Raw genomic sequence first — 23,608 nt, forward strand, 5'->3', positions numbered from 1 at the left:
TACAGGCCGGAGGTAGAGGACGTTGGGGCCGCTAGAGAGCACTGATCCGGAGCGGATCGGCCGGTACCGGCTGATCGGGCGCTTGGGCGCCGGTGGTATGGGTCAGGTGTTCTTCGGACGCTCGGCCGGCGGCCGCGCCGTCGCGATCAAGCGCATCCATCCGCACATGGCGGCGGACACCTCCTTCCGGGAGCGGTTCGCCCGCGAGGTGAACGCGGCCCGTCAGGTCAGTGGTGCGTTCACCGCACCGGTGATCGACGCCGGGCCCGACGACGAGGTGCCCTGGCTGGTGACCTCCTACGTGCCCTCGCTGCCCCTGGACGAGGCGGTACAGGCGCATGGTCCGCTGCCGGAGCCGTCGGTGCGGGTGCTGGCCGCCGGCCTGGCCGAGGCACTGGCCGAGATCCACCGGGTGGGACTGATCCACCGCGACCTCAAGCCCGGCAACGTACTGCTGTCCGAGGACGGCCCGCGAGTGATCGACTTCGGGATCGCGCGGGCCACCGACGGCACCGCCGCCACCCAGTCGGTGATCGGAACCCCGGGCTTCATGAGCCCCGAACAGGTCCAGGGTGAGGCGCTCACCCCCGCCAGCGACCTGTTCGCCTACGGAGCGGTGCTGGCCCACGCGGCCTCGGGCGGCGGGCCCTTCGGCGAGGGCAACATGCCCACCATGGTCATGCGCATCATCAGCAAGGAACCCGACCTGTCGGGTGTGCCCGAGTCGCTGCGGCACCTGGTGGCGGCCTGTTTGTCCAAGGACGTCGAGGGCCGCCCCGGCCCCGGCGAGATCCTGGACTACCTGGGCGACGTGCACGCCGGTTCGTCCTGGCTGCCGCCCGCGGTGATGATGGGCGTGCAGGAACAGGTGGCCAAGGTCAACAAGGCCCTGGCGACCTCGGCGGCCGACCCCGGCGCCACCGGCGGTCACCAGCGCACCGAGGTGCTGGGAGCGGGCGGCGCCGCGGCCCTGGGCGGGGCGGCCGGAGCGGCCGCAGGAGCCGCCGCCGCGGGTGCGATGGGCGATGACCAGGCCACCCGGGTGGCGGGCCATGGGCAGGACCCCTCGGCGGGGGAGACCTCGGTCCTGGGCGGTCAGGGGCAGCAGACCGGGCAGGGATATCAGCCCACCCAGCAGTATCAACAGGGCTACCAGCCCACGCAGCGGTTCCCGGACGCCCGGCAGCAGGCGGCCCCGCCCGCCACCGCGGGTTATGACGCCACCCGACAGCAGCGGCCCGGGGGCGATGACCCCTACGCCGACCTGTACGGGGAGCGTCGCGGTACGACCGACCCGCGCCAGGACCAGTACCGCCAGGCCGAGGAACAGCGTCGCCGGCAGATGGAGCAGCAGCGCCGTCAGGCCGAGGAACAGCGCCGTAGGCAGGAACAGCAGGACGAACAGCGCCGTCGACAAGAGGCCGAGCGTGCCCACCGTGACCGGCTGCGCGCCGAGCAGGACGCGGCCCGTCGGGCGCAGTCGGAGGCCCGCCGTGCCGACCAACCCGGCCTGTGGGGCTTCGTCAAGCTGCTGCCGTTGCTGATCATCCCGCTGATCCAGATCCCGCTGGGTTATGGCGCGGCGCTGGCCTGGACGTGGTTCACGACCGAGACCGACGTGTGGACGGGTGTTCCGTACTACTTCGAGCCTTGGAGCATGGACTCGTTCTGGCACGCGACCATGCTGGGCTACTTCATCCTCAACAACCTGGTGGCGTTGGAGTTCCTGGTGCGGTCGTTGCGAACCTCGTTCGTGACCGGCGCGGTGCTGGCGCTGGGCGTGATCGCCGCGACCAACGGGTTGCTGTACAGCTTCGGTTTCTGGGCCTGAGGCTCCGAAGGCACACCGAACCGACTCGAGGCGGGGCGGGGGACCGACAAGGTTCCCCGCCCCGCCTCATTGGTGTGATCAGTCGGCGTCGACGCAGCTCGTCACGGCTTCGACCCCGGAATCCGGGGTCACTTAACGTGTGCTCAGTTGATCTGTGCGTGAAAAATCAGCCCGAAACCCTATTGTGGCGGGGTTTCGCTCTTGTTAAGTTGCACCACAAGCTTCATGGGAACGCTCCCAAATTCAGGTTCCCGTGAATGGTAGTCACAAAGACCGACGGAGAAGCACCGTGCACCGACCCCGCTCCCTGGTGTCCCTGGCGGCTCTCGCCCTCGCCATCCCCCTCCTGGCCCACGCCGCGCCCGCGTCGGCAGAGACCGGACTGCGCGTCGACGACCAGGGTCGCCTGGTCCACGCCGACGGCACCGACCTGGTCATGCGCGGCGTCAGCCACCCCCACGCCTGGTTCGCCGACCGCACCCCCACCGCCCTCGCCGACATCGCCGACCTGGGCGCCAACACCGTGCGCGTCGTCCTCAGCAGCGGCGACCGCTGGGAGCGCACCGACGAAGACCGACTCCGGGACATCGTCGCCCAGTGCGCCGACCTGGGACTGGTGTGCGTGTTGGAGGTCCACGACACCACCGGCTACGGCGAGGACGCCGAGGCGGCCACCCTGGACCAGGCCGTCGACTACTGGATCGAGGTCCAAAGCGTCCTCCAGGGCGCCGAAGACCACATCATCGTCAACATCGGTAACGAGCCCTACGGCAACGACGAGACCACCAACCAGGGCTGGGCACCCGAGACCTCCGACGCGATCGTGCGCCTACGCGCGGCCGGTTTCGACCACATGCTGGTCGTGGACGCCCCCAACTGGGGCCAGGACTGGCAGGGCACCATGCGCGAGGCCGCCCCCGAGGTCGCCGACGCGGACCCCCACGACAACACCGTCTTCTCCATCCACATGTACGGCGTCTACGAACAGGAGTCGACCGTCGTCGACTACCTGGAGCACTTCACCGACGCCGGAGTGCCCCTGATCATCGGCGAGTTCGGCCACGACCACAGCGACGGCGACCCCGACGAGGACGCCATCATGGCCCACGCCGACCGCCTGGGACTGGGCTACATCGGCTGGTCCTGGAGCGGCAACAGCGGTGGCGTGGAGTACCTCGACATGGTCGAGGACTTCGACGCCGACCGGATCACCGCTTGGGGAGAGCGCATCTTCCACGGCCCCAACGGCATCGCCACCGGTGGCTGAGTAACGCGCTCCGTTCACCACCGAACCCCGCGAACCCCCTCGAAAGGACACCCCCCCATGAGAACGCTCGCCAGGACCGGAGCCCTCACCGCCTCGGCAGCCCTGGTCGGCGGCCTGGCCCTGACCTTGAGCGCGGAGTCGGCCGAGGCGCACGGCGCCTTCACCTACCCGGCCAGCCGCACCTACGCCTGCTACGCCGACGGAATCGAGGGTGGACAGGGCGGCAACGTCGAGCCCACCAACCCCGCCTGTGTCGACGCCCTGGAGGAGGGCGGCAGCTACCCGTTCTGGAACTGGTTCGGCAACCTGATCAGCGACGCCGACGGCCGCCACCAGGAGGTCGTGGCCGACGGCGAACTGTGCGGTCCCACCGCCGACTTCGCCGCCTTCAACGCGGTGCGCTCGGACTGGCCCACCACGTCGCTGCCCTCGGGACAGACGGTCGAGTTCCACCACAACGCCTGGGCCCACCACCCCGGCACCTTCTACACCTACGTCACGAGCACCGGTTGGTCGCCCGACTCCCCGCTGAACTGGTCCGACCTGGAGCTGATCAGCGAGGTCACCGACCCGCCGCTGAGCGAGGGCGGAGTCGAGGGCGCCGAGTACCGCTGGGACGTCGACCTGCCCGAACGTTCGGGTCAGCACGTCATCTACGTGGTCTGGGAACGCTCCGACAGCCCCGAGGCCTTCTACAACTGCTCCGACGTCGTCTTCCAATAGACCCCGTCGGCACGAGAACCTCTCCGGAGGGTCGGGGCCCGGTCTCGCAGGAGGAGACCGGGCCCCGACCCATGCCGGGTGCGGGCGCCTCAGCGTCCCCGGGGGCCTTGGCCGAGCAGGTGGATCAGGGCTCGGCGGGCCGAGTCCACGTGCTCCTCGGCGGCTCGGGCCAGTTCCTCGCTGGGCCCGCGACTCATCAGGCGCACCAGTTCATGGTGTTCGCCGACCAGCAGGTCGCGGTAGTGGGCCTGGTCGTATTCGATGCGGGTGAGCTGGATCAGGCGCACCTGGGAGCGCACGCCGTGCCAGGCCTCGGTGAGACGGCTGTTGTCGGCGATGGCGTAGACACGGTCGTGGAAGGCCAGGTCCAGGGCGATCAGGGTCAGTCCGTCGACGTCGCCCTCCAAGGCCCGTCCCATGGCCTGGACCAGTGATTCGAGTTCGGCCAGGTGGGCGGGGGTCATGTGGGAGGCGGCGGTGAGGGTGGCCAACCGGTCCAGGGCGGCCCGCACGGTGTAGACCTCGTCGACGTCCTCCGGGCCCAGATCGATCACGCGGGCGCCGCGGTGCCACTCGCTGCGCACGAGCCCCTCGCGTTCGAGCATGGCCAGTCCCTCGCGCACCGACCCGCGGCTCACGTCCAGGGAGGCGGCCAGTTCGACCTCGCGTAGGGGAGAACCGGGGGAGACCCGCCCGTCCAGGATGGACTCTCGGACGCGGTCGGCCGCTTCGTGGGCCAGGCCCCGCCTGCGGGCTCGTCGCATTCCGCCGTTATCGCCGTCGTCTCGTGCCACGTCGCAAAAGTGTACGGCGTACACCGGCGCGGACAAGAATCCTTCGGGTCTCGGTACCGCTTCGATGTACAAATGTTGACATTGTGACAACACAGGGTCGAATATGGGGCCCCGTACGGGGTTTCGACTCCGTGGTCCGGGTCCCGTCCTGACCCGGACCACGGGCTCTCCGATTCTCTCAGGGTGCCCGGCCCTTCTTTACGCCCGTGCTCGTTCGCGGTGCCCTTTCCTCTCTCGCGTGGCCCTCGAAGGCGCTGCCCAGGCTCGGTCATCCGACCTTTTCGCTGTTCACGTATCTGAAATGTGCCTCGCGCACGCCTTGGCCCGGTGATCGGGATCACTTGCGTTCATCCTGAGAACATATGTTCGCAAAGCGCGCATCCGTGTGTCTCGTGCCCAGTGGGAGATCCCATGCGCCCATCCCCGGCACTCGCGGTCGCCATCAGCGCGGGAGAACAGGGCGCCGACTTCGGTGGCGTGTTCGTCCTCGACGCCGGTGACGTCACCGGTGCCTCCTACCTCGAAGGCCCGACCGTGGTCGCCGACGGCGGCGACCCCGCCGAGGTCGACTTCGTCGAACCGCCCGCCGAACGCGCCGCCATCCTGCGCCGGGCCGGAGGCGTCCTCAACGCCAACGCCGAGGAGAACTCGTACTGGCAGAGCCACGAGGGCGGCGCCGCCCTGGCCTCCAGCCGCACGGCGAGATCCTGCGAGCCGCCAAACCGCGCCTGAGCTTCTCCCGACAGGTGCCCGTGGGCGTGGTCGGGGTCATCGCGCCCTTCGACGGGGTGGACGACTCGGGTACGGGCTCGCGCTTCGGCGGCACCCGCGCCAACCTGGAGGCCTTCACCGAGACCCGGTGGGTGACCATGCAGACCGACCCCGCCCGCCACCCCTTCTAGGCGAGTGGGTCGTTTCCGCGCCCGTCCGGGAACGGAAACGACCCACTACCCGCGGATCCCGTCGAGGAGGAGGCCGGTGCGGCGGTCGTACGCGTCCCGGGACGGGCGGACGCCGTGCTTGAGAGCGAGCGCGTTGTCGACGATGAGCGCGTGGAGATCATCCGTGGTGAACCCGGGCCGCAGGGTTCCACAGGCGTGACCGGCCGCGACGAGTTCGTCGTTGATCTCTCCCGCTGCCCGACAAATGTCCATGAGCTGCTGTGAGTGGGGGTACTCCTGCAACAGGACGTCGTTGGCGGTGGGTTGGCGGTACTGGAGGTCGCGGATCGCGGTGAGGTAGTACGCGACCCGTTCTCCAGCTCCTTCCAGGGAGCGCGCGTGGTCGATGACGGCGTGGAGCTCGTTCGCGACGACCTCTTCGATGACGGCTTCGATGAGTCCGACCCGGCCACCGAACCGATTGAAGATCGTGGCCTTGCTCACCCCCGCCGCCCTGGCCACCTCTTCCAATGGCACGGTCAGCCCTTGCCCCTGGAAGGCGTCGATCGCGGCACGGCGGATCTGCTCCGCGTTGCGCCGGGCGTCGGCGCGCAGCCGAGGCTTGGGGGGTGTCCCACCCGTCATGCTCCTCACCGTCCCTCGCTACCGCCACCATAACTTGACTCGTGGGGTCAGGTTATCTACCGTCGACGACGGAAGCGAAATTGACCCCACTGGTCAACTTGTGCGACGGCGTGCCGCAGGGACGCCCACCAGTGCGGGCACGCAGGGAAGGTCCGCGAACATGATCGTCGTCACCGGTGCCACCGGCTCCCTCAACGGGGCCACCGTCGAGCACCTCCTCAAGCGCCTGCCGGCCGATCGGATCGGCGTCAGCGTGCGCGACGTCGCCAGGGCGCGGCACTTCGCGGACCGCGGCGTGCGCGTACGACAGGCCGCTTACGATGACCCGGCCGCACTGCGCCACTCCTTCGCCGGCGCCGACCAGGTGCTCCTGGTCTCCGGCAACGACCCGACGGCCGACATGGTGGGCCTGCACCGCAACGCGATCGAGGCGGCGGTCGCGGCCGGCGCCCACAGGATCCTGTACACGAGCCAACAGGGCGCCGCGACCGAGGGCCCCTACCCCCCGGCGGCCGTCCACGCCGCCACCGAGGAGATCCTCGCCGATTCGGGGGTCGCATGGACCTCCTTGCGCTACGGCTTCTTCGCGCACGACTTCGAACCCATGCTCGGACCCTGGCGACGCACCGGGACGATCGCCGCCCCGGCCGACGGGCCCGTCCCATGGACCGCCCCCGCCGACCTGTCCGAGGCTGCGGCGGTCGTTCTCTCCGGTGACCGCTCCTTCGACGGAGCCATCACCCTGATCTCCGGTGAGGCCGTCACCCTCGACGACTTCGCCGCTCACGTCTCCCGGCTCAGTGGCCGCACCATCGAACGCGTCGTCGTGGACGACGAACAGTGGGTCGCCGGTCAGGTAGCGAAAGGTGTTCCGGAGCAGGCGGCCCGCTTCACGCTCACCATGTTCCGCGCGACCCGCGAGGGTTACTTCGCCGAACAGGATCCCCTGTTGGCCGAACTCCTCGGTCGTGAACCCCGAGGCGTCGCCGGCCGACTCGCCGAGCACATCGCCCTCTGAAGGGCTCGGGCGACCGATCGAGGGCGAGTGCCACGGGATTCATCGCCGCGAAGACTCCTCCCGAGGAGACCATTGCGGCCGATGGTCGGGGTGGTCGGAGAACGGAAGGGCGAGCAGGGGAAGAACGACTTCCTCGTACTCGCGGAGCAGAGCCTCCCCTTCCGGATGCTCGACCAGGTCGGCGTGGAGCAGTTCGTACCGTTCGATGAGGCGCCTGGTGGACTCCAACCTCCTCAGGGCATGCGCGGGGTCGTTCCGGACGATGTGCTCCGAGCGCGCTCGCTCTCCTGGCCCGCCTTCGCCGGAGGTCGGCGCCACGGTCTCGCCGTCGGCGGACTCCACACGGCCCGACCGGGCCGACCACGTCCGCGCGGCGGAGGAGGCTCCGGCGGCGAGCGCGCCCCGCCAGTGTTCGTCCATCCGCGCCCGTAGGAACGAGACCAAAGCGTCCAACGAATCCCCTTGCTCGTCTCGGTGTTCCCCGACGTTTCCGACCGTCGAGGGGACACCGGCCCGGACCATCCCTGGAAAACCCTACAGCGGGTTTTCGGAGTCACTTCGATCGGATGTGGGGTCGAGGGTTGGTTCCGTCGCCCCGGGCTCGGGTCCGGGGCGAGCGGTTCGCCCAACACGCTCCCCGCTCGACCTCACGGCCAGGGCCACCGCGCCCATCACCGTCAGCACGACCACGAGCCCGCCCCAGACCATGGGCTGGGTGATGAGCATGTCGCCGGACTCCTGCCCTGGCGTCCTTCCACCGTCCCGGCCGGTGACCGTGACCAACAGGACGATGACCACACCGGCCGCCGCCAGCAGCCGACCGCCCAGCCGCAGCAGGGGACCGGCGCCACCGCCGAGTTCGGCGCGGGTGAGTCTCTCCTCGTGTCGTAGCGGTGTCAGCAGCCGTGCCAGGAACAGCAGGGCCACCGGGAGCTGCAACCCCCACACGATGGTGCGGAACCAGCCGTCGAACCACACGTTGGTGCCGTACAACAGGGTGTGCCACGCGCTCAGGACGTAGACCAGGATGACGAACCGGTGCAGTACCCGCCACAGGCGCGAACCCGTCCACGCCCGAACGTAGAACGACAGCCCCAAGGGAATCGCCAGGTAGAGGGCGATCAGGCCGAGGAGGATGGCGACCTGGCCGGTGCCGGTGGCGTATCCGCCGGGGACGAAGACGTCGACGAAGGCCGACCACACCAGCCGTGCCGGTGACAGTCCGTCCTCGTTCTGGCGGAGCAGCTCCAGGAAGAACGCCAGGGCGTGGGCGAACATCAGCCCGATGGTGGTGATGCTGGTGACCCGGTGCCAGTGCTCCAGACGGGCGTGGGAGACCGGCGACCAGGACACCGGTCGGGTCGAGCGCAGCAGTCCGAGCATGACGGTGATCCACGCCCACAGCATCGCCGACCAGCCGAAGGCCTGGCACGCCCAGTACAGCCAGTACATCCGAGCGTCGGCCAGGTGCGGCATGACCTCCAGGGTCGCCGAGGTGCCGTCGTCGATGCGCTGATACAGGACCACGAAGATCACCGCGGTCACCACCAGGGCGGCGGTGGAGTCGAAGAGCAGGTTGCGCAGGTCTGCGCGCAGTGTTCGGCGGTCGAGCCGGGGCCGGGGTCTGGCGGGGGAGGACATGGTGGCTCCAGGTGAGGGGTGGGCGACCGGTTCCGAGGCCGAGGGGAGGCCGGGGAGGGAACACGGACCGAAATGGCACGCTAGCGGAAAGTCGGCGCCGGGCCCAGGCCTGTTGAACGCTCAATCATTATTGGGAGGGCGGGATGGCCTCTGTGAACTGGGAAAATTCCATGCAAGCGCTTACCGCAAAGAAAGCGCTTGCCAGGCCTTGGCGTGTGTCCACTACTCGTCGGAGCAGACCTCGAAGTCGCCCCATCCCCGCTCGGTGCCCTGCCAACTCGAACGGTCGTGGGAATCGACGGACTCCCCGTCCACGGTGACACCGTCATCCCGGTAGTGACCGACATGATGGTCGACCGCGCCGTCGCCCTCGGTCTGGAACACCTGCAACTCGGCTCTGCCATCACCATCCGGGTCAGCGGCCCGTACCCCGTACACGAACCCCTTGAAATCGATGCGAAGGGGGCCGACCCTCTCACTGGTCAGATCCTGGGCCAGCGGCCCGAAATGCACTTCGTGCACCGGCATGTCCTCCACCGGGTCGTCGCCCAGGTGCGGCGCCGCGAAGAACAACGCCAGGTCCACGTAGCCGTCACCATCGAAGTCCCCGAGGGTGCCCCGCGCCTCCCGCTCCGGATCCTCCGAACCCGCGTAACCCAGCCTGGCCAAGGCGTCGTCGAGATCGGCCTCCCACGAGTCCCCGCCGCCCTCGACGGTGATCACGCCCTCCCGATCCGGGTCGCGCACCTCGTCCAGGTGCCCGTCGCCGTTCACGTCGGCGTGCAGCACCGTGCCCTCGGAGTTGGCGCACACCGGCAGCGGGCCGTGGTCACCGGGTCCCGGCGCGGCGGGGCCGGGTTCGATTCGCTCCGACGAAGACGTGAGCCAGGTGAACCCGGCGATGATGAGCAACCCGAACCCGGCCACGGCGGCGATGCCGAGGAAAAGTGGGCGTCTTTGCGGTGGCGGAGGGAGTGCGCCGGTTCCGGGTGGAAGAGGACTCGACATTTCGACACCGTAGACGGGCGTGAGGACTCGACTCAACCCATGGCACCCCCGGTGGGCGCCCGACGTCCGAAAGCGCTCCTCCCGGCACTCCGACACCACACGGCCGACCGTACGATCGAGCGCATGGCCAACGAACACCACCACTCCTTCACCTCCCTCGAACGGCGCCTGGACACCTGGGCGAACGGGCGTTTGGAAGCCCTCCAAGGGCGCGTGGGCGGGGGAGCGCTGGAGTTCGTCGTCTTCACCGTCAAACAGGCCTGGGCGTGCGTCTTCGGCGCCGCCATGCTCGCCCTGCTGGTCGCCACCCACCTGTGGTATCCCGAAGGCGTCGCGCTCTCGCGCAGCGATGCCCTGGTCATCGGAGCGGTCGCCATCCAGGCGCTCATGCTGCTCCTGCGCCTGGAGAGCGGACGAGAACTCTGGGTGATCGTGCTGTTCCATCTGGTCGGCACGGTCATGGAGATCTTCAAGACGTCCGTGGGCTCCTGGGAGTACGGCGGCGACGGGCTGCTGTGGATCGGCGGGGTACCGTTGTACACCGGGTTCATGTACGCCGCCGTGGGCTCGTACATGGTGCGCGTGTTCCGCCTGTTCGACCTGCGCTTCGACCACTACCCGCCACGTTGGGCCACCGCCCTTCTCGGCCTGGCGATCTACCTCAACTTCTTCGGCCACCACTACCTGTTCGACGCCCGCTGGGTACTGCTGGTCCTCATCGTACTCCTGTACGCCCGCTGTACCATGCACTTTCGCAATCACCGATCCCGACCCTGGCGTCGCATGCCCATCCTGGCCGCGTTCGGCGGCGTGGCCTTCTTCATTTGGGTCGCCGAGAACATCGCCACCGCCGCCGGATCCTGGATCTACCCCCACCAGGCCGACGGCTGGCAGATGGTCTCCCCTGCCAAACTGGTCGCCTGGCTGCTGCTGATGATCATCTCCGTGGTGCTGGTGAGCTTCGTCTACCGCCCCCGCCCCCTGCACACCCCACCGCAGGACCACGAACTCACCCGGTGAGGCCCGGAAGGACCTCAGGCCCCACCCGGCACACGTACTCGCGGAACAACGCCACCGCGGGGGCTCGTAACCACCGCCCGAACCCGCACGCGGCCACACGATGTCCACCGGATGCTCCGGCTCGCCGTCACTTCCAGGAAGCCGCCGCCACACCCGCGTTGGCGGTCCGGTGAACCCGGCGCCCACGATCCGTCTGGGCGGATGGTCACGACTGGCCCCGGCCTCCTTCGATCACCGCCTCATGCGGAGATACCGCCGTCGCTGTTGAGGAGTTGGCCGTTGATCCAGCCGCCCTCGGCGGAACAGAGGAAGTCCACCAAGTGCGCGGTGTCGCGCGGGGTGCCCAGGCGCCCCAGGGGTGTGTGCTCGGTGCAGTGCGCACGCACCTGATCCGGCATCCACCCGGTGTCCACCGGGCCCGGGTTGATGACGTTGGCGGTCACCCCCAGATGGGACAGTTCGCGCGCGGCGGCCAGCACGATGCGGTCCATTGCCCCCTTCCCGGCACCATAGGGCAGGTTGTGCACCACGTGGTCACTGGTCAGAGCGATGATGCGCCCGCTGCCGTACTCCGCGCCAAAACGCAGGGCGAACTCGCGCACCAACAGCCACGTGGCGCGCACGTTCACCGCGAAGTGTCGATTGAAGCTGTCCACGGTGGTGTCGAGCAGTCCGGAGTCCACCGACTCGCAGTGGCTCAGCACCAGTGCCTGGACGGCTCCCAATCGCCGCTCGACCTCGTCGAAGACCCTGGCCGGGGCGTCGGTGTCGGTCAGATCGGCCTCCACCGCCACGGTGTCGGCGCCGCGCGCGGCCAGGTCGGCTTCGATGGTCTCCTGGGCCCCGGCCTCCACGCCCCAGCTCATGCGCCGGTCGTAGGGCGTCCACTGGGTGCGGGCCACGTCCCACCCGGACTCGGCCAACCGGCGGGCGATCGCGGCCCCGATTCCGACACTGCGGCCGACCCCGGTGACCAACGCGACGGGGCGTGTTCGGGAGGTGGGCGGGCGGAAGGGGTTCTGTTCGTGGTCCATGGCGCCCCATACTCGCCACCGAACACACCCCGCACAACGGGTTTTCCCGTCCGCCCGGAGCGTAGGGGGTCAGAGCGGAGCCGCCCGGTCGGCCGTCTCCGAGGCCTCGCGTTCGCGCAGCAGGGCGTGGGCATGGTCGATCGCCTCGGGGGTGCTGTCGAATACCGAGCCTCGCTCGAACAACCGGGCGCCCGCGCCCAGTGCGGTCAACGCCCGCGTGTGGTCGGGCCGCACCCCCGACAACAACACGGTGATGCCGCGCCGCTCCAGATGCTCGATCGCGTCGCCCAGCACCAAGGCCCCGGTGGCGTCCACCGTGCTGACCCGCGACATCCGCAGGATCACCACGGACACGTCGGCCACCTCGGTCAATTCCAACAGGAATCGGTGCGCGGCGGCGAAGAACAAGGGCCCGTCCAGCCGGTAGGCGATGATGTGCTCGTCCAACAGGGCACGTTCCCGCGCACCGTGGTCACCGGGCGGCCCCTGGGACAACTCCACCCGGTTCAGTCGGGCATCGCGCGACACCGCGCGCAGGGCCAGGAACGCGGTGACCGCCATCCCCAACAGCACCGCCGTGACCAGGTCCAGGGCCAGGGTGGCCACCGCGGTCAGCACCAACACCACGGCGTCGCCCCGAGTGGAACGCATCATCGCGCGCACCGACCCCACCTCGACCATCCGCACGGCAGTCGCCAACAGGACACCGCCCAGCGCCGCCAACGGCACCAACCCCACCAGCGGGGCGGCGAGCAACACCACCACGGCCAACACCAGGGCGTGCGAGGCCGCGGCCAGACGACTGTTGGCACCCGCACGCACGTTCACGGCCGTTCGCGCGATCGCGGCGGTGGCCGGCACACCACCGAAGATCGGCGCGACCAGGTTGGCCACGCCCTGCCCGAAGAGTTCACGGTCGGGGTCGTGCCGTTCGTCGACGCGCATCCCGTCGGCCACCGTGGCCGACAGCAACGACTCCAGGGCCGCCAGCGCCGCCACCGCCAGGGCCGCGCTCATCAACGGGCCCACGGCGGAGGGATCCATAAACGACAGGGAGGGCGAGGGAAGGCCGGCGGGCAGGATACCGATCGTGGGCGTGGACAACGGGGTCAGGTACACCAGCAGGGTCGCGGCGGCCACCGCAAGCAGGGAGAACGGCCATGTGGGGCGCCACCTGGCCCCCAACAGCATCACCGCGGCCACGCCCAGGGCGATGAGCAGGGGAGTCCAGTCCGGGTCGGCGCTGAAGTCCTTGACCAGGGAGAACGCGCCGGCCAATACGTTGTGTCCCTCCGGTTGGGGCAGACCCAGCACGAACGGTGCCTGCTGGAGGGCGATGACGACGGCGATGCCCAGCGTGAACCCCTCGATCACCGGGGCGGGGACGTAGCGCATGTACCGCCCACCCCGCGCCCAGGCCAGGACCAAAAGGATCAGCCCCGCCATCATTCCGACCATGAGCACGCCCGTGGGCCCGTGCACTGCCACGATGGGCACCAGCACCACGGTCATCGCCCCGGTGGGCCCCGAGACCTGGAGGTTGGAGCCGCCGAAGACCGCGGCCAGGAACCCGGCCACGATCGCGGTCACCAGCCCGGCCTGAGCGCCGAGCCCGGAGGAGATACCGAAGCCCAGGGCCAGGGGTAGCGCGATGATCGCGACCGTCACCCCGGCGAGCAGGTCCCGACCGGGGGAGCGACGCATGATGGTGAAGTCGGAGCGCCGAGGCAACAGTGCGCGCGTGTTGGTCCACAACCTTCGCCCGATGCCCGGGGAGGGAGCCGCCTGTGTCATGTCAGCCCTCACGCAGCTCTGCCAACAATTCCTCACGGCCGGTGCTGAGTTCGGTGAGGATACGGCGGGCGGCGCCCAGGAGGTCGGCGACGTCGGCGCCGGCCAGTTCGTAGACCACCGTGGAGCCCTCGCGGCTGGAGGTGACGATGCCCGAACGGCGCAGGACCGAGAGCTGTTGGGAGAGGTTGGAGGGTTCCACGTCCACGTCGGCCAACAGGTCGCGGACGGCCTTGGGCCCGTCCTGGAGCAACTCCAGGACACGGATGCGGACGGGGTGGCCGAGCATGCGGAAGAACTCGGCCTTGGCCTGGTAAAGGGGACGGTGCACGGTGGGCCTCGGGTTCGGGGACGTGATGATCACGTCCACCATATGATGAATTGAAGAAATCTTCACATCGTCAGGGTGTGAACTCGATGACCGGACGATCACCCGGTCAGGTCGGGGATGAGCTCCGGACCCACCCGGCACACGTACTCGCGGAACAACGCCACCGCGGGGGGCTCGTAACCACCGCCCGAACCCTCACGAGGCCACACGATGCCCACCGGCCGCTCGGCCTCGCCATCGATGATGACCAGCTCCACCGTGCCGCCCAGCGGACCCCCGGGACGGGCCGGCAGCACCGACACCCCCAGCCCCGCCGCGACCAAACCCCGGGCCGTACTGATGTCGTCGGCCTCGAACGCCACCGTGGGCGTGAACCCGGCCCGATCACTGAGCCGATCGGTCAGATGCCGCACCCCCCGACCCGACTTGAGCAGGATGAAGTCATCGCGCGCCGCCGCCAACGACACCTCGTTCCGCCCCGCGAGCGGGTGTCCCTCGGGCACCACCAAACGCAGGTACTGGGTCTGCAACACCTGGGAGACCAACCCCTGTCCCGAGGGAAGGGGAGAGGTCAACGCCAAGTCCGCGCCGCCCGACGACAACCGCCGCAGCGACTGCGCCCACGGTTCCTGGGTCAGGGTGAAACGCACCCCCGGGTGCTCGGCGCGAAAGCCACGCAACAGCACCGGCACCACCTCCACGCCCAGAGTGGGCAGGAACGTCAACGCCACCCGGCCCTCCTCGGCGCCGGTGAGCTCGGCCACACCCTGGCGCAGATCCTCCAGCGACCGCTCCACGTGCGGGAGCAGCGTCCGCCCCGCCCGGGTCAGTCGGATCCCCCGCCCGGTGCGTTCGATCAACGCGATGCCCAATTCCTCCTGAAGCCGGGCCAAAGCCCTGCTCAGCGTGGGTTGTGGCATGTTCAGGGCCGCGGCCGCGTGGGTGATGTGCTCGGTCCTGGCGATGGCCGACAACATTCGCAATCGGGGCGCCAACACCTGGGTCAGGTCGTCCACCTCAACGCTATCCATGCAGATCAGTATGCATGAACGTGAAATCATGTATTGGACGTATGAAAGCGGGCTTCCTAGCGTTGAACCATGACCGTGACCAGCGCACCGCCTTCGACCGACCCCAGACCCAGGGCCGGTACCCCGGCCTACCGGCGCACGGTCATCGCCCTGATCGCCGCAGCCGTCGCCACCTTCGCCCAACTGTGGTCGGTCCAACCGATCCTGCCCGCCATCGCCTCGGGGTTCGGCACCTCCGCGGGACAAGCCGCGCTCACCGTCTCCCTGGCCACCGGCGGCCTCGCCGGCTTCACCCTCGTCTGGAGCGGTGTCGCCGACCGCCTCGGCCGCGCGCGCGTCATCGGTCTCTCCCTCCTGCTGGCCATCGTGCTGGGCACCGCCGCGCCCTTGGCCACCGAACTCTGGACACTGCTGCTCCTGCGCACCCTCCAGGGCGCCGCCCTGGGCGGGGTGTCGGCAGCCGCCGTGGCCTACCTCGCCGAGGAGATCCACCCCCGCGACGCACCCAAGGCCACCGGCCTGTACATCGCCGGCAACCCCCTCGGCGGCATGGGCGGACGTCTCCTGGCGGGTTTTGCCGCCGAACACGGCGGCTGGCAGTGGGGGATCGCCGCCAACACCATCCTGGGGCTGGTCGCCCTGGTGGTGTTCGTCCTCGTCCTGCCTCGACAGACCAAGGGCGCGCCCACCACACGCCCCGCCTCGACCGACGACACCCTCGGAATGGGCAGTCGACTCAAGGCCGCCATGACCACCCCCGGCCTGGTGCCCATGTACGCCCAGGCACTCCTGCTGATGGGCGCGTTCATGGCCGTGTACAACGTCCTGGGGTTCCGCCTCACCGACGAACCCTTCGGGCTCTCCCAGGCCGTGGCGTCACTACTGTTCCTGTCCTACACCGCAGGCATGCTCGGCTCGGGACTGGCCGGATCGGCCACCCTGCGTTGGGGGCGCTACGGGGTACTCACCACCGCCACCATCCTGCTCCTGGTCGGACTCGGCGGGCTGTTCACCACCTCGGTGATCCTCCTGCTGGCCACCCTTTTGCTGCTCACCTTCGCGTTCTTCTGCGCCCACGCCACCGCCTCGGCCTGGGTGGGCTCCCACGCCACCACGGGTCGGGCGCAGGCCACAGCCGTCTACACGCTCGCCTACTACCTGGGCGCGAGCCTGTTCGGGTGGTTGGGAGGCGTGGTCTACGACGCCGTGGGCTGGAGCGGGACCGTGGCCTTGGCCATGACCCTCACCGTGCTCGCGGGCCTGTGCGCCCTGCGCCTGCGCCGACTGCCGGCCCCCTGACCGCTACATCGGACGCACCGTGAGGCTCTGCTCGGCCCGGCCGACCTGCCCCCGCCGATCGTGCAAGACCGAACTGGTCAGCCCCAACCCCGTGGGGCCGAAGGCCACCGTGGTGTCCAGCCCGACCCAGTGCCCCTCGGGCTGTCGGAACAGGTGCACGGTGAGGTCGACGTTGGGGAACATCCACTCCAGGGGCGACTCGCGCACCGCGACACCGTTGGCGGTGTCGAGCAGCTTGACGAAGGAGGCCACCGGCCCGGCCTTCTCGCCCGCCACCAGCTCCACGTCGGTGGAGAGCCACGCCGCGCCACGTCCGGGCACGGCGGGAGCGATCGGCCGCGCGTCCAGCGAGGCGATGTACCCGCCGGGCCAGATCTCGCTGAGCGGCTTCTTCTCCAGGCCCTCCGGATCGGGCAGGGGTTCGGCCGCGCCGCCCTCGACCGCGCCGGTCTCGCCCGCCACGAGCGACCACGCCCGCGCCCGCACGGCGGTGCGGTCCCCGATCTGGACCACCGCCTCGACCAGCTCGATGGTGCGCCCGGGGCGGATGGTGTTCACCTCGACGCGGCACTCGTCCATCGCCAGCGTGCCCAGGATGTCGAAGCCGATCCGGGAGAGTTGAAGCCCCCGCTCGGCGGTGTGGGTCTCGATGGCGTGGGTGATGAGGCCGCCCAGTGGGCTGAAGTGCTGCTCGGCGGTGTTCCAAGCGCCGCTGACGTGCTCGGTGGGAACGAAACGGTCGTCGCCCACTCGGACGAAGTAGGCGTTCTGGGACTGGGACAAGGAGTTCTCCTGCGCAACGGGGCCATACCGAGTGCATCATCTCCGATGCTCACCCGGCCGGGACCCGCCACCCCCCCCACGAGCCGCAGAAGTTCCACCGAGTCCCCGCCCCATCGGTTCCGGCCGTGGTGTTCAGGCGAGCACCCCTTCGACCACGCTCACCCCGCGTCCCGGCACGATGCGGTTCAGACGGAGCCCGGCACGCTCGAACAGTTCCGCGGACCGGCTCGGGGTCCGCTGCTCCCCACCACAGTGCACGAGCATGCTCAGGTCCATGAACCTGGCCGTCCGCGCCGGCTCGGTGCCCTGGGGCATCACCACCTCGGCGAGCAGGATCCGCCCGTGGGGGAGCATCGCCCGGCGGCAGTGCGTGAGGATCTTGGCGGCGTCGGCGTCGTTCCAGTTGTGGATGACGCTGGCGAGCAGGTAGGTGTCACCACCGGCCGGCACCGCGTCCAGGAAGTCGCCGCCCTCGACACGGCAGCGCTCGGAGAGTTCCCCTTGACAGAGCGCGGGTTCGGCCCCCGCGATGACCTCGGGCCGGTCGTAGAGCACGCCCCGCAGGTGCGGGTTGGCCGACAACACCAAGGACAGCAGGCGTCCGCGCCCGCCCCCGACGTCCACCAACAGCCCGCTGGAACCGAAGTCGTAGTCCTCGGTCAGGGATCGGGTGAGCTGCGCGGAGATGTCGCTCATGCCCTGGTCGAAGAGCGCGGCGACCTCGGGGTGACGACGCATGTACTCCCAGACGAGAACACCGTGGACGGACTCGAACACCGGACCTCCCACACGCACGGCGTCGGCCAGGTGGGCCATGGTGGACCGCTCTGTCGGGCTCCCCAACCAACGGGCGTACCCGCGCATGGACGCGGCGGAGTCCTCCCGTAGCGCCTCGCCCAGGTCGGTGAGGGCGAAACACCGCTCCGGGGACTCCCGGACCAGATCCAGATCGGCGCAGGCGCGCAGCAGCCGGTGAAGGGCCTGGGCGTCGGCGCCGACCCGAGAAGCGATCTCTGCCAGGGGCGAGGGTTCCCTGGACATGGCATCGGCGACGCCGAGCTCGGCCGCGGCACCGACGGCCGCCGCGACCCAGCTGGAGGTGATCAGCTCGAACAGCCGGACGGCGGAGACGTCGAGCGGAGCGGAAGCGGTGGGGAGCGTCACGGGGGTGGATACCTTTCGCTGATTTCCTCGAACGGAGGTGTTTCTGAGGGCGGAAGGGCCCCGGGAAACCGAGCGACACGTTACATTACTCCAGGTGGTTGACCCAATACAGAACGTGGAGATCCCTGTGGAGGTCCCTGAACCCGAACCCCAGGACCAGGTTCGGCGGACACTGCGTGTACTGAACACACGACGGGCCGTTCGCTCCTTCAACGACGAATCCGTGCGGGACGACCTCCTGGATCCCCTGCTGGACAGCATGCTCGCCGCACCCTCCGCCTCCAACAAACAGGCCTGGGCCTTCGTCGTCGTACGACGACCGCGAACCCTGCGCCTGATCCACGCCTTCGCCCCGGGCATCATCGAACGCCCGCCGCTGATCGTGGTGGCCTGCTTCGACCACGGGCGGTCCGTGGGAGGAGGCGCCTGGGACGAGGGCATGCTCTGCGTGGCGATGGCCGTGCAGAACCTCCTGCTGGCGGCACACGCCCTCGAACTGGGAGGGTGCCCCACCGCCAGCTTCCGCAAGAGCCCGGTGCGCAGGTTCCTGAGACTCCCCCAACACCTGGAGCCACTACTCCTGGTGTCGATCGGACACCCGGCCCCGAACCCGCGCACCACCGCACCCCGACGCGACCGGAACGAGGTGATCAGTCATGAACACTGGGGCTGACCAGTGCCGAATCGACGAGGAACTGTTGTTGCTCGCGGCCTACCTGATCAGCAGCGGCCGAGGCCTGCTGGAGGAACCCCGTGACTACGGGCCACTGCGTTGCCTGGACGCCGCCCGCCGCGTCCTGCGCCTGCGGGCCAGGGCCGGTGGAGCCCAGAGCCCGGAACTGACCTCCCTGAAGGAGCGCATGGACGAGGTCATGTGCGGTGCGATGGTCGATCGGGACCTGGCCGCCCTGCTCGACGAACTGTGTGATCGACTCGCCGCCGTCGTGGAGGAACCCGGTGCCGTCACCGCCTGAGATCCCACGCCTGAACGACACCGAGGAGGTCTTTCAGGCCCGGCCCTTCACCCCCGGATGTGGACGACTCGTCGAACGCGGCGAGCACGCGCTCATCGGGATCAGCGCCGGCAACGGTTACTTCAGCCAACACAGGATCGCCCAACTCCTGGAATGGACGGGCCGGCGCTTCGGCGCGGTCGACCTGCTCTACGCGGACCTGCACATCGACACCATGCACCGGGCGGCCGGCGCCGAACAGGCACAGGCCTCCAGGCGGGCCTGTCGGTCGCTCAGGGACGTGCGCCGACGGATTCGACGCGCGATGGAGGCGGTGCGGGTACCCGCACGGGTTCGGTGCCTGGCGTTGTCGGAGACCGTGGACACCCCCGGCTACCGATCGGCCGACGAACGCGTCGAACGGGCCATGAGGGAGCACCCGGCCGTGGAACGCGCCTGTGAGGACCACGTCCGGCGGATCATCGCCCCCGAACCGGACCCGGACGGGGCCCGGTTCCGAGCCGGTCTGTCCTACCTGCGCGCGGAACTGCCCTTCCTGCTCAACACCCCGGAGGTCCTGTCCGTGGACACCTCGGTGTGCTGCTACCACGATCTCCTCCCGGTCCTGGTGGGGCTGCGAAGGGAGACCTCCTGCCTACATCCCGGGCAGGGACACCTCGTGCTCAAGCCCCTCACCGCACCGTCCAACTGAGCGGGCCCCGACACCTGTCGGGGCCCGCTTCCATCACGGCATCGGACGCACGTCCATGATCGACTCACCGTCCGGAACCCGACGCACCTCGTGCAGGGACAAGCCCACCGAGGCGAGGAGCGCCTCGTACTGCTCACGGGTGCGCAATGGAGCCCCATAGAGCACGAACATGCTCAGACTCATGGCCTCCAGGAACTCGCTCGGTCGATCCTGCTCTGGGAGGTGACCCACGATCAACAAGCGCGAGGTCGCCCCCATCGCCTCGCGAACGTTACGCAGGATCAGTGCCGCGTCGGGATCGGCCCAGTTCTGCATCACCCGAGCCGCGAGGTAGACGTCCGCGCCCCTGGGTACACCCTCGAAGAAGTCGCCACCCACGATTGAGCACCGATCCTCGACCCCCGCCTCACGTAGAAGTGGAGGAGCACCCTCCACCACGTGCGGAAGGTCGAAGAGGATCCCCCGCGTCGACGGGCACGCGCGCAGCACGGCCGCGATCGTGGCGCCCTCACCACCACCCAGATCCACCATCGTCCCGGTTTCCGCCGGATCGATCTCGCGCAGCAACGGCGCGGCCAGGGTGGAGGAGTTCATGGCCCGGTTGAACACGGCGGCGGCCGCTTCCCGCTCACTCAGGTAGGCGAACAGCTCCTGACCGGTGTGGATCGCGAAGGCCGAGCGGTCCGAAGTCACCGAGTGGCCCAAACGAGTCCAGGCCTGGAAGAAGTCGCCGTGCGTGCACATACGGAACAGGTCCCGCAGCCCTTGGGGATCGTCGATACGCAGGTGGTCGCCTGCCGAGCTCAAGGAGAAGAGACCGGGAGAAGGCTCCTCGACCAGCCCGGTCGCGACCGCCGCACGCACGAGGACCAGCAGGCGTTCCTCGGGCACGGTGAGTGCCCGGGCCACGTCGTCGAGGGGGCGTGGGGGACCGGCCAGCTCTTCGACGACACCGAGCTCGATCAGTGCCGCCACGGCGTGCAGCAACATCGCGGAGGAGACGATCCTGGCCAGTGGCCGGTCGGTTCGTTCGGGCGGGATGGTGTCCGGTCGCTCCACGTGATTCCCTTCGGTGGTTCTGCTGTCACGGAAGGTGACGATGCCAGGTCGAAGGGTGTGGCGTGAGGTCTTTCGTGAGAGAGGGGCCCGGCCCCGCACCTGGTTTCGGGGGCGGCCGAAGGGATCGTGAGCAGGTTCTTCTTCTGTACCCGAACACGGGTTCGCTCAGGCTAGGCTGACCTCCACAACTCGAAAAAAAGCGAGCCCGCCCGGTGCTACCAACACCGAACGGGCTCTGACCACCAACCTGAAACCACCAGGAAGGCGGCTAGGAGTGCATCCTAAGCCTACAGCGTCCCGCGCCCGAAGCAGGGGGGTCGCTTCGCGCGTCCCCCTCACGTTCCACCTTTCCCCGGAGGTGACGCCGTGAGCTACGCGACCATCGTCCGAGGCCGCTTCGGTGGCGATCGATTCACCAGGGTGCTCAACGCCGCGGTCCGTGACAAACGCCTGTCCTACAAGGCCCGTGGTCTCCTCATCTTCATCGCTTCGCACCGTGAAGGGTGGGGCATCGGCATCGAACAGCTCATCGCCAACTCACCTGGTGGTGCGGGCGCGATCCGCTCCGGACTCAAGGAACTCGAAGCCGTCGGCTACCTGCGCCGTTACCGGGTCCGCGACGAATTGGGGTGCCTCGGTGGTGCCTACTGGGTGGTCACCGACGACCCCGAGTCCCTGCCGGAACGAGTCGCCGAGCTCGCCCGCTCCCTGGAGGGAAAGGACCTCGTCCGCCTGCAAAGCAGCAGTTCAGAGCCTAAGTGCGATTTTCCAGGGTTGGATAACCTACCGGAGGAAAATCGAACCCCTAAGAAGACCAACCACAAGAAGACCAATACACAAGAACAAGGGGAGGAGGAGGGCGCGCGGGCGCGCGCGAGCGAGCTCCCCGCCACCGATGCCGACGGCGACCAGTGGGGCGTCCCCGAAGCCGAACGGCCCGCCCCCGACCGGGGCGGTCTACTGGAACGCACCGTCATCCCCCAGATCGCCGAGGAGACCGGCCTGGGACTCGAACCCTGGCAGCATCGCCGCCTGGTCCTGGAGCATCTGCCCGCCGCGTTCCGGGCCGTCAAGGAGCTGGCCGACGACCGGGTGGGCCCCACCGAACTCCTGGAGTGGCTGCGGTCAGACCACGACACCACGATGTCGCTGTACGCGGTCCTGTCCACCCGTTGCCGACCCGGTCATCTCGGTGAGGCACTGCCGGTCTGGGTCGCCCGCAACCGCACTCCTGGCGGCCTGCCCGGTCCTTCCGTGCCCAAGGTCCCTCGCCCGCGCCGAGAACCGGCCCCGATGGCCGACGGAGATCCCTTCACCCGGGCCGGTGCACCGCCCACGTGCACGGTTCACCTCGGTATCACCCTGACCGCCGACGCCACCGGCCTGCGCACCCGATGCCACAGGTGCGAGGACCTTCCCGGCCCCGAACCCTTCGCCACTTTGGACGAACCGGCCGGCGCCCTGATGGGTGTGCTCGACGAGGGCCTACCGGATACCGCACCAGCACCGCCCGAACATTGTGGGGACCGTTCCTGTCACGAACAGCGCCGACACGTCATTCGCTTCAACCCACAGACCGAGGTTCACGAGGACCTCGGCCCCTGCCCGCGCTGCCACCCCGATCGGGTTCGAGAAGGCGTTCGATGAAAACGGGCGCGCCCAGGACACATGAACTCCCGGAACGAACGGTGGACGTGGGCGACGTTTCGGCAAGAGCGCAGGTGACCTTTGTGGCCGAATGGGCCCACCATCGCGGCTCGAACAAGCATGATGGAGCTCTCGGCCCGGCCTTCAGGAGCAGAACACGCCATGGGGGTGAGCCTGTGGCCGGGGCCCGTATCGAGAGGAAGCAGGGTCATGCCCAGTAACCACATGGTCGACCTGCGAACCGAATCAGGCATGCGTCTGGACGATGTCTGTTTCTCCTTCGGAGTCACTTACGCCAGCGCACGAAAACGCGGCTTCCGGGAAGGCTACGGGTTCAGTATCGAACTGCCCGCGGTACTCGACCTTCTCGACGCAGTGGCCAAGGGGGACCTGAAGGCCTCGTCAGCGCGCGAGGAGCTGCTGGAGGTGCTCCACGTGCTCTACGACGAGGCCGAATGCCACGACTTCGAAAGCCCCGAGGACAAGTTTTCCTGGTGTGTGCGCGACGGTGGCTGCTCGACCTGTGCAGCACGTCGGGAGGAGTTCACCCATCACCTGGCGACGATGTCCGAACGTTGGCGTCGGTGGACGCTGCCCGAACACTTTCCCTTCGCTGTGGGTAACTCCAATGGTCTCCATACGGTCGGTTGTGGCGTCGTCCGTCGTGACATGCCGGTCGAATTTCCAGACCACAATCCCAATGATGCTGAAGTACTACGCGCCTTCGCGCACCCTGGAGACCTCTACGCCCCTCGATCCCGAGGCATGGAACGGTTTCTCGGCAACGTTCCCTTCCAATTCATGTCAGCGGAGGAAACCCGAGCATGGATGGCTGAGAATACGGGTCCCAAAGGTGGTCGGTACTACAAGCGCTGCCGAAGCTGCGCCCCGGCTCCGTGAACCGGTTCCTGATTCAGGCCACCAGAATGCGCCGGCCCGTGCCAGAGGAATCCCGGCTCTGAAGAATCTCGTCGAG

25 protein-coding genes and 1 pseudogene are annotated in these 23,608 nt (G+C 68.8%); 13 read left to right on the top strand and 13 right to left on the bottom strand.

Going from position 1 to position 23,608, the window contains the following annotated elements:
• The first annotated feature begins 22 nt into the window (after positions 1-22).
• The 3 genes from NLI01S_RS07410 to NLI01S_RS07420 all read left to right on the top strand — a co-directional run bounded on the left by NLI01S_RS07410 (position 23) and on the right by NLI01S_RS07420 (position 3,821).
• A complete protein-coding gene (locus NLI01S_RS07410; protein WP_067601261.1) occupies positions 23-1,831 on the top strand; it encodes a serine/threonine protein kinase in 1,809 nt (602 codons plus the stop codon).
• Positions 1,832-2,120: 289 nt separating this feature from the next.
• Positions 2,121-3,098 (top strand): glycoside hydrolase family 5 protein, encoded by a 978-nt coding sequence (locus tag NLI01S_RS07415; protein WP_067601265.1) that lies wholly within the window; start codon positions 2,121-2,123, stop codon positions 3,096-3,098.
• A 57-nt stretch (positions 3,099-3,155) separates the two neighbouring features.
• Positions 3,156-3,821, top strand: coding sequence for a lytic polysaccharide monooxygenase auxiliary activity family 9 protein (locus tag NLI01S_RS07420; protein WP_067601268.1), 666 nt, complete (start codon positions 3,156-3,158; stop codon positions 3,819-3,821).
• A gap of 89 nt (positions 3,822-3,910) precedes the next feature.
• On the opposite strand, the gene NLI01S_RS07425 is transcribed toward NLI01S_RS07420, so the two are convergent.
• Positions 3,911-4,615 carry a GntR family transcriptional regulator gene (locus NLI01S_RS07425; RefSeq protein ID WP_223809150.1) on the bottom strand — a complete coding sequence of 235 codons (705 nt, stop codon included), beginning with the start codon at positions 4,613-4,615 and terminating at the stop codon, positions 3,911-3,913.
• A gap of 411 nt (positions 4,616-5,026) precedes the next feature.
• Between NLI01S_RS07425 and NLI01S_RS25970 the strand changes: the two genes are divergently transcribed.
• Together NLI01S_RS25970 and NLI01S_RS25630 are read left to right on the top strand one after the other, a co-directional pair.
• A complete protein-coding gene (locus NLI01S_RS25970; protein WP_067601274.1) occupies positions 5,027-5,347 on the top strand; it encodes a hypothetical protein in 321 nt (106 codons plus the stop codon).
• A gap of 26 nt (positions 5,348-5,373) precedes the next feature.
• The gene (locus tag NLI01S_RS25630) at positions 5,374-5,517 is read left to right on the top strand and encodes a hypothetical protein (RefSeq protein WP_223809151.1); all 144 of its coding nucleotides are present in this window, start codon (positions 5,374-5,376) and stop codon (positions 5,515-5,517) included.
• A 45-nt stretch (positions 5,518-5,562) separates the two neighbouring features.
• Here the strand turns inward: NLI01S_RS25630 and NLI01S_RS07435 are convergent, their stop codons facing one another.
• Positions 5,563-6,141, bottom strand: coding sequence for a TetR/AcrR family transcriptional regulator (locus NLI01S_RS07435; RefSeq protein ID WP_067601277.1), 579 nt, complete (start codon positions 6,139-6,141; stop codon positions 5,563-5,565).
• A 160-nt stretch (positions 6,142-6,301) separates the two neighbouring features.
• Here NLI01S_RS07435 and NLI01S_RS07440 point away from each other — a divergent pair, with 160 nt between their 5' ends.
• A complete protein-coding gene (locus tag NLI01S_RS07440; RefSeq protein ID WP_067601281.1) occupies positions 6,302-7,159 on the top strand; it encodes an NmrA family NAD(P)-binding protein in 858 nt (285 codons plus the stop codon).
• A gap of 39 nt (positions 7,160-7,198) precedes the next feature.
• On the opposite strand, the gene NLI01S_RS07445 is transcribed toward NLI01S_RS07440, so the two are convergent.
• From NLI01S_RS07445 to NLI01S_RS07455, 3 genes are all read right to left on the bottom strand, one after another.
• Entirely contained in the window at positions 7,199-7,612 is a 414-nt protein-coding gene (locus NLI01S_RS07445) for a DUF6221 family protein (RefSeq protein WP_223809152.1), read from the bottom strand.
• An 81-nt stretch (positions 7,613-7,693) separates the two neighbouring features.
• Positions 7,694-8,800, bottom strand: coding sequence for a ferric reductase-like transmembrane domain-containing protein (locus tag NLI01S_RS07450; RefSeq protein WP_067601287.1), 1,107 nt, complete (start codon positions 8,798-8,800; stop codon positions 7,694-7,696).
• A 222-nt stretch (positions 8,801-9,022) separates the two neighbouring features.
• Complete coding sequence (locus NLI01S_RS07455) at positions 9,023-9,808, bottom strand: hypothetical protein (protein ID WP_223809153.1); 786 nt, start codon at positions 9,806-9,808, stop codon at positions 9,023-9,025.
• 123 nt (positions 9,809-9,931) lie between these two features.
• Between NLI01S_RS07455 and NLI01S_RS07460 the strand changes: the two genes are divergently transcribed.
• Positions 9,932-10,828 carry a DUF817 domain-containing protein gene (locus NLI01S_RS07460; protein WP_067601352.1) on the top strand — a complete coding sequence of 299 codons (897 nt, stop codon included), beginning with the start codon at positions 9,932-9,934 and terminating at the stop codon, positions 10,826-10,828.
• Here the strand turns inward: NLI01S_RS07460 and NLI01S_RS26270 are convergent.
• From NLI01S_RS26270 to NLI01S_RS07480, 5 genes and pseudogenes are all read right to left on the bottom strand, one after another.
• Positions 10,818-10,948 (bottom strand): annotated as a pseudogene (locus NLI01S_RS26270) (LysR family transcriptional regulator); the annotation flags it as partial. The gene NLI01S_RS07460 and the pseudogene NLI01S_RS26270 overlap by 11 nt on opposite strands.
• A 119-nt stretch (positions 10,949-11,067) precedes the next feature.
• Positions 11,068-11,862 carry an SDR family oxidoreductase gene (locus tag NLI01S_RS07465; RefSeq protein ID WP_067601290.1) on the bottom strand — a complete coding sequence of 265 codons (795 nt, stop codon included), beginning with the start codon at positions 11,860-11,862 and terminating at the stop codon, positions 11,068-11,070.
• 69 nt (positions 11,863-11,931) lie between these two features.
• Positions 11,932-13,656 (bottom strand): SulP family inorganic anion transporter, encoded by a 1,725-nt coding sequence (locus NLI01S_RS07470; protein ID WP_067601293.1) that lies wholly within the window; start codon positions 13,654-13,656, stop codon positions 11,932-11,934.
• A gap of 1 nt (position 13,657) precedes the next feature.
• Positions 13,658-13,984, bottom strand: coding sequence for an ArsR/SmtB family transcription factor (locus NLI01S_RS07475; protein ID WP_157090978.1), 327 nt, complete (start codon positions 13,982-13,984; stop codon positions 13,658-13,660).
• A gap of 98 nt (positions 13,985-14,082) precedes the next feature.
• A complete protein-coding gene (locus tag NLI01S_RS07480; RefSeq protein ID WP_067601299.1) occupies positions 14,083-15,015 on the bottom strand; it encodes a LysR family transcriptional regulator in 933 nt (310 codons plus the stop codon).
• 69 nt (positions 15,016-15,084) lie between these two features.
• Between NLI01S_RS07480 and NLI01S_RS07485 the strand changes: the two genes are divergently transcribed.
• Positions 15,085-16,314 carry an MFS transporter gene (locus NLI01S_RS07485; RefSeq protein ID WP_067601301.1) on the top strand — a complete coding sequence of 410 codons (1,230 nt, stop codon included), beginning with the start codon at positions 15,085-15,087 and terminating at the stop codon, positions 16,312-16,314.
• 3 nt (positions 16,315-16,317) lie between these two features.
• Here NLI01S_RS07485 and NLI01S_RS07490 read toward each other — a convergent pair whose 3' ends face one another.
• Together NLI01S_RS07490 and NLI01S_RS07495 are read right to left on the bottom strand one after the other, a co-directional pair.
• Positions 16,318-17,097, bottom strand: a complete 780-nt coding sequence (locus NLI01S_RS07490) for a thioesterase family protein (RefSeq protein WP_067601304.1) — start codon at positions 17,095-17,097, stop codon at positions 16,318-16,320.
• A gap of 132 nt (positions 17,098-17,229) precedes the next feature.
• Positions 17,230-18,261, bottom strand: coding sequence for a methyltransferase (locus NLI01S_RS07495; RefSeq protein ID WP_067601306.1), 1,032 nt, complete (start codon positions 18,259-18,261; stop codon positions 17,230-17,232).
• A gap of 115 nt (positions 18,262-18,376) precedes the next feature.
• On the opposite strand from NLI01S_RS07495, the gene NLI01S_RS07500 reads away from it, so the two are divergent.
• The 3 genes from NLI01S_RS07500 to NLI01S_RS07510 are packed head-to-tail and all read left to right on the top strand — an operon-like array spanning position 18,377 to position 19,926.
• A complete protein-coding gene (locus NLI01S_RS07500; RefSeq protein WP_084392381.1) occupies positions 18,377-18,934 on the top strand; it encodes a nitroreductase family protein in 558 nt (185 codons plus the stop codon).
• Complete coding sequence (locus NLI01S_RS07505) at positions 18,918-19,235, top strand: DUF6092 family protein (protein ID WP_067601312.1); 318 nt, start codon at positions 18,918-18,920, stop codon at positions 19,233-19,235. Before NLI01S_RS07500 ends, NLI01S_RS07505 begins: the two co-directional genes overlap by 17 nt.
• Entirely contained in the window at positions 19,219-19,926 is a 708-nt protein-coding gene (locus NLI01S_RS07510; RefSeq protein ID WP_067601315.1) for a tRNA-dependent cyclodipeptide synthase, read from the top strand. The genes NLI01S_RS07505 and NLI01S_RS07510 overlap by 17 nt, the downstream gene beginning before the upstream one ends.
• A 33-nt stretch (positions 19,927-19,959) precedes the next feature.
• On the opposite strand, the gene NLI01S_RS07515 is transcribed toward NLI01S_RS07510, so the two are convergent.
• Positions 19,960-20,985, bottom strand: a complete 1,026-nt coding sequence (locus NLI01S_RS07515; protein ID WP_067601319.1) for a methyltransferase — start codon at positions 20,983-20,985, stop codon at positions 19,960-19,962.
• 366 nt (positions 20,986-21,351) lie between these two features.
• Between NLI01S_RS07515 and NLI01S_RS07520 the strand changes: the two genes are divergently transcribed.
• The gene (locus NLI01S_RS07520) at positions 21,352-22,632 is read left to right on the top strand and encodes a hypothetical protein (protein WP_067601322.1); all 1,281 of its coding nucleotides are present in this window, start codon (positions 21,352-21,354) and stop codon (positions 22,630-22,632) included.
• A gap of 210 nt (positions 22,633-22,842) precedes the next feature.
• Positions 22,843-23,532, top strand: a complete 690-nt coding sequence (locus NLI01S_RS07525; protein WP_067601328.1) for a hypothetical protein — start codon at positions 22,843-22,845, stop codon at positions 23,530-23,532.
• The last annotated feature ends 76 nt before the right edge of the window (positions 23,533-23,608 follow it).

The organism is Nocardiopsis listeri NBRC 13360, from assembly GCF_001570765.1.
In the GTDB taxonomy this organism is placed as follows: domain Bacteria; phylum Actinomycetota; class Actinomycetes; order Streptosporangiales; family Streptosporangiaceae; genus Nocardiopsis; species Nocardiopsis listeri.